Raw genomic sequence first — 8,284 nt, 5'->3', positions numbered from 1 at the left:
CGGCCTTTGCCGTGCCCGCCGGGCCGGAGTCGTCGGCGGGTCGCCGCGCGGCCGCCGGGGCAACCCGGTGAAACCCCGTGAAGGCGCCGTGAAACCGCCGGGGACCAGAGTCTCCTTCGTGACCGCTCGATCCCGGTCACGAGGGAGCGACGATGAGCAAGCACGCAGTCCAGGCGTCCGGTCTGGTGAAGACCTTCGGCGGGTTCCGCGCCGTCGACGGCATCGATCTAGAAGTGCGCCGCGGAGAGATCTTCGGCGTCCTCGGACCCAACGGAGCCGGCAAGACCACGGTCCTGCGGATGCTCGCCACGTTGCTGTCGGTGGACGAGGGCCACGCGGAGATCTTCGGCGTCGACGTCCGCCGGGAGCCGCACCGCGTCCGGCAGTTGATCGGCGTCACCGGGCAGTACGCCTCCGTCGACGAGAACCTCACCGCCCGCGAGAACCTCTGGCTCTTCGGCCGGCTCCAGGGCGTACCCGCGAAGCAGGCGCGCGCCACCGCGGAGCGCCTGCTCGGTCAGTTCGCTCTCGAAGAGGCCGCCGACAAGGCGATCTCGAAGTTCTCCGGCGGTATGCGGCGCCGGCTCGACCTCGCCGCCAGCCTGATCAGCCGCCCGCCGCTGATCTTTCTCGACGAGCCGACCACGGGGCTCGATCCGCGCACCCGCGGACAGATGTGGGACACGATCCGCGGCCTGGTGGCCGACGGCTGCACCGTCCTGCTGACCACGCAGTACCTGGACGAGGCCGACCAGCTCGCCGACCGTATCGCGGTCATCGACCGCGGCCGGAAGGTCGCGGAGGGCACCCCGGACGAGCTGAAGTCCTCGGTCGGCAACTCGACCCTGCAACTCCAACTGGCCGCGAACGCCGACCAGGCGCTCGCCGTCGACGTCGTACGACGCCTGCTGCACGAGGAGCCGGTGCTCACTCCGGAGTCCGGCCGGATGAACGTCGCCCTCGCCGAGGCCGACGGAGCAGCCGACGTCCTGGTCAGCCTGCGCCGGGCCGGCGTCTCGATCGCTTCGGTGAGCGTCGACAGGCCCACCCTCGACGAGGTCTTCCTCGCGATCACCGGTCACGACACCGGCCAGGACGCCGAGACGACCGACGAGTCCCGTACCGACGAGCCCGCCATGGAGACCGCACGATGACCACCACCGTCACCGCGCCCGGCCATCCCATCGGAGACCCGATGGACCTGGTCGCGCGCACCCGGAGGCACACGACCCTTCAGGAGACCGTCAGCCAGACCCTGAGCATGGCCTGGCGGGCGACGAAGAAGATGCGCCGCAACCCGGAGCAGTTCTTCGACGTGACGCTCCAACCGATCCTGTTCACCGCGATGTTCGCCTACATCTTCGGCGGCGCGATCTCCGGCGACGTGCAGAGCTATCTGCCGCTGATGATCCCCGGCATCCTCGCCCAGACGGTGCTGACCACCTGCATGGCCACCGGTGTGCAACTGCGCGAGGACATGGACAAGGGCGTCTTCGACCGGTTCAAGTCCCTGCCGATGGCCCGGATCGCGCCGCTGGCGGGGCCGATGGTCGCCGATCTGCTGCGGTACGCGATCGCGGCGGTACTCACCTTCACCATCGGCATACTGATCGGCTACCGGCCGGACGGCGGTGCCGTCGGCGTCCTCGCCGCGCTCCTGCTCGCCGTCGTCACCGGCTGGTCGCTGGCCTGGGCGTTCACCTGGGTCGGCACGATCGCCCGGAGCGCGCAGAGCGTGCAGGGGATCTCGATGATGATCCTTTTTCCGCTGACGTTCCTGTCCAACGCGTTCGTGCCGGTCGACTCGCTGCCCGGCTGGCTGGCCGCGTTCGTGAAGGTCAACCCGGTCTCGCATCTGGTCTCCGCGGCGCGCGACCTGGCCAACCGCGGCGCCGTCAGCGACCAGGTCTGGCTGACTCTGCTGGCCTGCGCCGTCGTGATCGCGGTCTTCGCGCCGCTGTCGGTACGCAGCTACAAGCGCCACCTGTGAGCCGGCGCCGGGGGTGTACCGCCCCGTCGTGACGTGTCGTGAGGCGTCGTGACGCGTCATGCGGCGCGCGACGTCCGTCACCCGAGCTGCCCGACGAACCTCCGGGTCTCCTCGCGCAGCTCGGGTCCGCGTCGTTCGCCGAACTCGGCCTTCAGCGCCGCGAGTCGGCCGGCGGACTTCTTCTCCGCGTACGGCGCGATCCACTCCCACGCCATCGTCGGCACCCACCGGTTGTAGGCGAAGCGGTCGGCGTACGCGAGCAGCCGGACGGCGTCGTCGGCCGGGAGCGCGTCCTGCAGCAGGCCCCAGGCGCCCATCGCGAACAGCACCATGCCGGCGACCGGATAGTCGAGCTGTTCGTACGCCGGGTCGAGCACCCGGGAGGTCCGCTCCCGGCACGTGCGGAACAGCGCGGTGGCGTACTCGCCGTGCTCCGGCACGGAGTAACGCGCGTACGCCGTCAGGGCGTTCGACTCGCAGACCAGCAGCCACGGTTCGAGACCGGTCGCGGGGACTCCCGGAAGCCGCAGATCGCGTACCTGGCCGACGGCGGTCCGGTAGTGCGCCAGGCCGGAGTCGTGGTCACCGGAGGCGAGGGCGAGTTCGGCCTGGCTCATGGCGATGACGAGCCGCCCGCCGAAGATGTGCTCGGACTCCTCGACGTCGTGCATCCGGGCCAGTTCGCTCCTGGCACGGTCGAGGTCGCCCTCGGTGATCGCGGCGAGGGTGAGCAGCGACCGGAGCTGAAGGATGTCGTCGCTCGCGCCGAGACGGAGGAGCACCGGCAGCGCGGCACGTGCGTGCGCGACCGCGGAGGGCACCCGGCCGAGCTGCATCTCCAGTTGGGAGAGCTGTGTGCGCAGGGTCGCCGCGGCCCACGGTCCGTCGCTCTCCCGCGAAAGGGTGAGCGCGCGCTCGGCAGCGGTCACGGCTCCCTCGGGGTTTCCGGTGTTCTCCAGCACATGGCTGTGCCACTGGAGCGCGACCCCGGCGACGTGCCGGTCGTCCGAGGCGGTGAACTCCTCGAGCCGGCGGGCGAATTCGTGCAGGCCGCCCGGTGCGTACTCCGTCATCACCCGCACCATCGCCGCCACCCGTGGTTCCTCGCCGGGGCCCAGCTTCCGCAGCAGCGTCCGGATCGGCTCGGCGTTCTCCTCGATCCCGATCAGTGCGTTGCTCAGCGTCACGACCAGTGCGATACGGGCCGTCTCCGCGATCTCCGGCGACGGACTCCAGGATTCGAGGGTGTCGGCGACCGCCCCGGCCAGGACGATCACGCGTCCGTGGCTGCCCAGGATCGACCAGTACATCCCGAGCGCGGCCAGCACGTGCACCACGGTCTCCGGGTCCGGCTCGGCGAGGGCCTGCCGGAGCACGTCGGCCAGGTTCATCTCCTCGGACCGCAGGGCGTCGACCACCTCGAACTGCTCGGGCCCGAACAGCCCGGGGACGTGCCCCGCGGCGTAGTCGACCGCCCAGTCACGGTGTGCCGCCAGGGCGGCTCCGTCCTCACCGACGTCGATCAGTTGCATCTTGGCGAACTCGCGTACGGTCTCCAGCATCCGGTAGCGCACGCCCGCGCCGGACTCGATGACCGTGAGCAGCGACTGGTTCACCAGGCTCTGTACGGCCTCCAGCGCGTCCGGACCGAGCATCCGCTCCGCGGCGTCGAGCGTGAAGCCGTCGTGGAAGACCGACAGCCAGCGCAGCGCGCGCTTCTCGGCGTCGTCGAGCAGATTCCACGACCAGTCGATCACCGCGAGCAGCGTCTGGTGCCGGCCCGGCGCGCTGCGGTCGCCGCCGCGCAGCAGAGCGAAGCGGTTCTCCAGGCGTCGCGCGATGTCCGGGACGGACATCACCCGGACCTTGGCCGCGGCCAGTTCGACCGCCAGCGGAAGACCGTCGAGATGGGCGACCATGTCCGCGACCGCGCCCTCGTCGAGGACGACGTCGGGGCGGGCCGCGACGGCACGCTGGGCGAACAGCTCGCGCGCGTCCCGGGCGTCGAGGGCGCCGAGCGGGTAGACGCGCTCCGCCGCGATCGCCAGGGGAGCCCGCGTCGTGGTCAGCACCCGCAGCTCGCGGGTCGTGGCGACCAGATAGGCCACGAGATCCGCCACGGCGGCCACTATGTGCTCGCAGTTGTCCAGGATCAGCAGGCTGGGCGCCCGGTCGAGGTGCTGGGCGATCCGCGCGCGGACGTCGGCGCGCTGCTCCGGCGTCAGCGCCCGCCTCCCGCTGACCGAGTCGCGGACCCCGAGCGCCGAGCCCACCTCGCCGACCAGGTCCGATGCGGCGGTCACGCCGACCAACTCGATGAAGTACACGACCGGTTGCGGGGCGTCGCGCCCGAGCACGTGGGCGAGCCGGGTCTTTCCGAGCCCTCCCGGGCCGAGAATCGAGACCACCCGCGAGGCCACCGTCGCGGCGCGCAGCCGGCGGATGTCGCCCGTGCGTCCGAGGAGTTCGGTCGCCTCGTAGCGCAGGCCGTCGCGCACCGGGCTGTCCCGGGAGAGCAGTTCGCGGTGGAGCCGCTGCAACTCGGGACCCGGGTCGGTGCCGAGCCGCTCGCGCAGGGCGGACCGGTAGCCCTCCAGGCGGTCCAGGGCCGCCGCGCCGCCGCGGACGGCCGCCAGGCTGCGCAGCAGATCGGCCAACAGGGCCTCGTCGTCGGGCCGTTCGGCGACGGCCTCCTCCAGCGCCGGCAGCGCCTCGTCGTGCGACCCGCTGCGGCTCGTCGACTGCGCCAGCACGGTACGGGCGGCCCGGAGGTCTCCGGCCGCCTCCCGTCGTACGTCGGCGAGTGGGCCGGTCACCTCGCCCGGGACCGTGAGGCCGCCGCCCAGCGCGAGTGCGGCGCGCGCGTGCTCGGCCGCCCGCGTGGGGTCGCTCGTCACGGCGGCCCTCGCCGCCGCGGTCTCCGACCGGACCACCAGCGCGTCGACCTGGTGAGGGCGGAGGCCGAGCCGGTATCCGTCGCCGTCGCGCACCACCGACTCCGGTCCGCACGCGGCTCGGGTACGGGAGACCAGGACCTGTAGCGCCTTGCCCGGGGCCGCGGGCTCGTGGTCGGCCCACACCGCTTCGATCAGCCGCTCGGCGCGTACCACGGTGCCGGACGCGAGCGCTGCGAGCAGGGCTTGAGGGCGCTCGCCGACGACGGGTTCGCCCTGCCAGCGCACCCCGTCGAGCAACGTCAGGACGATCGGCACGCAGCCAGTCTAAAAGCCCACAGAAGACGTGTGCCGGGCCTGGCGGCGGCGGGGAGCGGGGGCTGCGGGGTCCGCGGATGCGTGAGCGACCGGGGACCGTCGGACGTCCCGCCCGTCGCCTGCGGACACCTGCGGACGGGGTCGCCGGCGCACGGGCCGACGGCACACGGCCCGCCTCCCCGTCGGACGGGGGAGGCGGGCCGTGGCCTGTGCGGTGTGCGGTGGGCGTACGGGGGCGAAGTGCCCCCGCGCCGGCGTCAGTTGCGTCCGGCGTACTTCTTGCTGATCTCGTCGAAGACGTTCTTCGCCGTCGGCCCCAGGCGCGGTCCCGCGAGCCATGTCGCCGGCTGCGGGCCGATCGAGTTGACCGACACCAGCTCCGGGTCGCCGCCCGCGCCCTTCATGAACCAGCCGCCGCCGGAGGAGCCGCCCGTCATGGTGCAGCCGATCCGGTAGAGGGCGGGCTGCGAGTCGTCGATCGTCAGCTTGCCGGGCTTGTCGGTGCAGCTATACATCTTCGCGCCGTCGAAGGGCGGCGCCGCGGGATAGCCGTATGTGCTGAGCCCGGAGAAGCGATCGGCGTCCGGGGCATTGAAGTTGATCTTCACGGCGGCGCCGACGGTCTCCTCCAGCGACTTCCCGGCCGGACGCTCGGGACGTACGTGCAGCACGGCGAAGTCCTGCTGCGAGCCGCCGCCGCCCGAGGCCGCCCCGTTCCTGATCCAGTAGTCGCTGGTCTGCGCCCACTCGCCCCACCACTGTCCGTACGGGGCGACGTCCTGCGGCTGCGCGTTCTGCACCTGCGACGGCGACAGACCGCGGTTGTTGTACGCCGGGACGAACATGATGTTGCGCAGCCAGCCGCCGCTGCGTCCGGAGTGCACACAGTGCCCCGCGGTCGCGACGAGGTTGGACTTGCCGGGGTTGCGCGGGTCCTTCACGACCGTGCCCGAGCAGACCATCGGGCCCTTCGGGGTGTCCATGAAGACCTTGCCCGCGGGGGCCGCGTGCCGTGTGTACGGAGTGGCGACGCCGCGTGCCTTGACGGGGCGCGGCTCAGGGCCGGTGGCGCTCGCGCCGGAGGCGGCCTCGACGTTCTCGGGGACGCGCTTGCCGTTGTCCTCCGCCTTGTCCATACGGTCCGGCTTCCAGTGGTCCTTGATGTAGGGGTTGACGAACTTCGAGCCCTCACGGACCCATTGGTCGCGGTCCCAGTTCTTCCACTCGCCGTCGCGCCACTTGTCGAGGTCCTTCAGGGACGAGGGCAGGTCCTTGGGCAGGTCCTTCGGAATGCCCAGATCCTCGGTGGGCGACTGCGACGCGGACGGCCTGGCGTCCGCGTCCGTGTCGCCGCCGGACTGGCAGGCGGTCACGGTGAACGAGAGGGCCGCGAGGACGGTGACCGCCGCGGCGACCGTACGGCGGCGGTCGTGCCTGCGTATCGATGACATGGAGAGATCCCCCTGGGATGAAGAACGTGAGACCCCGGGCCGGACCGGGGAGCGCCGCCGGAACGGCCTGGGAAGGATATGACGGGCCGGGTGCCGGAGCGGTACGGGCGTACGTACGGACGGACGGGGCGCTCCGGGCGTACCGATGCGCCCCGTCCGTCAGGCGGACCTCCGCGAAGCCGCCGCCGTCCTGAAGGCCGTGCCGGACACGGCCCCGAACTCCCCGTCCGCCGCCGCTACTTCGCGGCGATGCTGTCGAAGACCCCCTTGGCCTCCTTGCCGATGCGCGGCCCGGAGAGCCAGCCGCCCTCGATCGGCCCGATCGACGTCACGGACAGCAGTTGCCGCCCGCTCGGACTGAGCCAGCCGCCGCCGGAGGATCCGCCCGTCATGGTGCAGCCGACGCGGTACATCGTGGGCTGCCGCGCGTCGAGCGTGAGCCGTCCCGGCTTGCCGGCGCAGCGGTACATCTTCGTGCCGTCGAAGGGCGGCGCCGCCGGGTAGCCGTGCGGCGTGAGGCTCGGAATCGCCTTCACCCGGGGCGTGTTGAAGTTGATCTTCGCCGCCTTGCCGACGGTCTCCTCCAGGGAGGGGCCGGACTTCCGGTCCTCGGGACGCACCTTCAGCATGGCGAAGTCCTGGGGCGCGCCCTTGCCGCCCGTCCGTGCGCCGTTGGCGATCCAATAGTCCGTCGTCCGCGCATAGCTCGCCCACCACACGCCGTCGGGCGCGACCTGCTTCCTCGGCGCCTTGGAGAGCTGGGCGTTGCTCAGACCCTTGGGGTTGTAGCGGGGCACGAAGACGACGTTGCGGAACCAGCCGCCGCTGCGGCCCGCGTGCACACAGTGCCCCGCCGTCGCCACGAGGTTGGACTTGCCCGGGTGCTGCGGGTCCGTCACCACGGTGCCGGAGCAGACCATCGCGCCCTGCGGGGTGTCCATGAACACCTTGCCCACCGGGGGGCTGGACTTGGTGTACGGCAGCTTCACCGGCTTCGCCGTCACCCGCGCCGGAGTGGGGTCGGTGACGCCCTCGTCCTCGCCGGTGCCGCCCTTGCCGCCGCTCTCACTGTCGTCGATCTCGTCGTCGTCGACCTTGCGGTCGTTCCCGTCGGCGTCCTTCATCCGGTCCGGGTCCCACAGATCGTCGATGATCGGGTTCACGAACTCCTTGGCGCGGCGCAGCCATTCGTCGCGGTCCCAGTTCTTCCACTCACCGTTGCGCCACTTGTCGAGGTCCTTCAGGGACGAGGGCAGGTCCTTGGGGAGGTCCTTGCGCAGGTCGTCCGGGATCTCCAGCTTCTGCTCGCCGCCCTGGCCGTCCGCGGACTGCGACGCCCGGGGCTTGCTGCCCGCGTCGTCGTCCTCCGGGCCGCACGCGGTGGCGGTCACCGCCAGCGCCGCGACGAGGGCAACTGCCGCGAACGCGGGACGTCGTCCCCCGGCACGTCTGGTGTTGGCTGACATGAATGAACTCCCCCTGAATGTCCTGGAACCTCTTGAATTGTCGCGGCCTGCCGCGGGCGGCGGGCCGGGCGCGCACGGGGCGGCCGCAGCGGGGCCGCCCCGGCGAAGCCAGGGAGAACTATGCCCCGTGGGGTGGGGGACGGGCCCGGCAGGGTCCACGGTTCC

General features: G+C 71.8%; 5 protein-coding genes. 2 read left to right on the top strand and 3 right to left on the bottom strand.

All coding sequences use genetic code 11. The features are described from left to right. Window positions 1-152: 152 nt before the first annotated feature. Window positions 153-1,154 (top strand): ATP-binding cassette domain-containing protein, encoded by a 1,002-nt coding sequence (locus AN218_RS11290; protein WP_070016693.1) that lies wholly within the window; start codon window positions 153-155, stop codon window positions 1,152-1,154. Further along, entirely contained in the window at window positions 1,151-1,990 is an 840-nt protein-coding gene (locus tag AN218_RS11285) for an ABC transporter permease (protein WP_070016691.1), read from the top strand. Before AN218_RS11290 ends, AN218_RS11285 begins: the two co-directional genes overlap by 4 nt. Window positions 1,991-2,067: 77 nt before the next feature. Here AN218_RS11285 and AN218_RS11280 read toward each other — a convergent pair whose 3' ends face one another. From AN218_RS11280 to AN218_RS11270, 3 genes are all read right to left on the bottom strand, one after another. Then, the gene (locus AN218_RS11280; RefSeq protein ID WP_070016689.1) at window positions 2,068-5,202 is read right to left on the bottom strand and encodes an AfsR/SARP family transcriptional regulator; all 3,135 of its coding nucleotides are present in this window, start codon (window positions 5,200-5,202) and stop codon (window positions 2,068-2,070) included. Window positions 5,203-5,459: 257 nt separating this feature from the next. Next, the gene (locus AN218_RS11275) at window positions 5,460-6,653 is read right to left on the bottom strand and encodes a trypsin-like serine peptidase (protein ID WP_070016688.1); all 1,194 of its coding nucleotides are present in this window, start codon (window positions 6,651-6,653) and stop codon (window positions 5,460-5,462) included. Between the two features lie 236 nt (window positions 6,654-6,889). Further along, the gene (locus tag AN218_RS11270; protein ID WP_070016684.1) at window positions 6,890-8,119 is read right to left on the bottom strand and encodes a trypsin-like serine peptidase; all 1,230 of its coding nucleotides are present in this window, start codon (window positions 8,117-8,119) and stop codon (window positions 6,890-6,892) included. Between the last annotated feature and the right edge of the window lie 165 nt (window positions 8,120-8,284).

The sequence above is a fragment of the Streptomyces nanshensis genome, assembly GCF_001751255.1.
GTDB lineage: Bacteria > Actinomycetota > Actinomycetes > Streptomycetales > Streptomycetaceae > Streptomyces > Streptomyces nanshensis_A.
The sequence above is the reverse complement of the archived record's forward strand: the minus strand, read 5'-3'. Positions and strand labels throughout refer to the sequence as shown.

Coding starts and splice junctions, on each gene's coding strand:
- AN218_RS11290 (WP_070016693.1), top strand. CDS start 153: ATGAGCAAGCACGCAGTCCAGGCGTCCGGTCTGGTGAAGACCTTCGGC.
- AN218_RS11270 (WP_070016684.1), bottom strand. CDS start 8,119: ATGTCAGCCAACACCAGACGTGCCGGGGGACGACGTCCCGCGTTCGCG.
- AN218_RS11275 (WP_070016688.1), bottom strand. CDS start 6,653: ATGTCATCGATACGCAGGCACGACCGCCGCCGTACGGTCGCCGCGGCG.
- AN218_RS11285 (WP_070016691.1), top strand. CDS start 1,151: ATGACCACCACCGTCACCGCGCCCGGCCATCCCATCGGAGACCCGATG.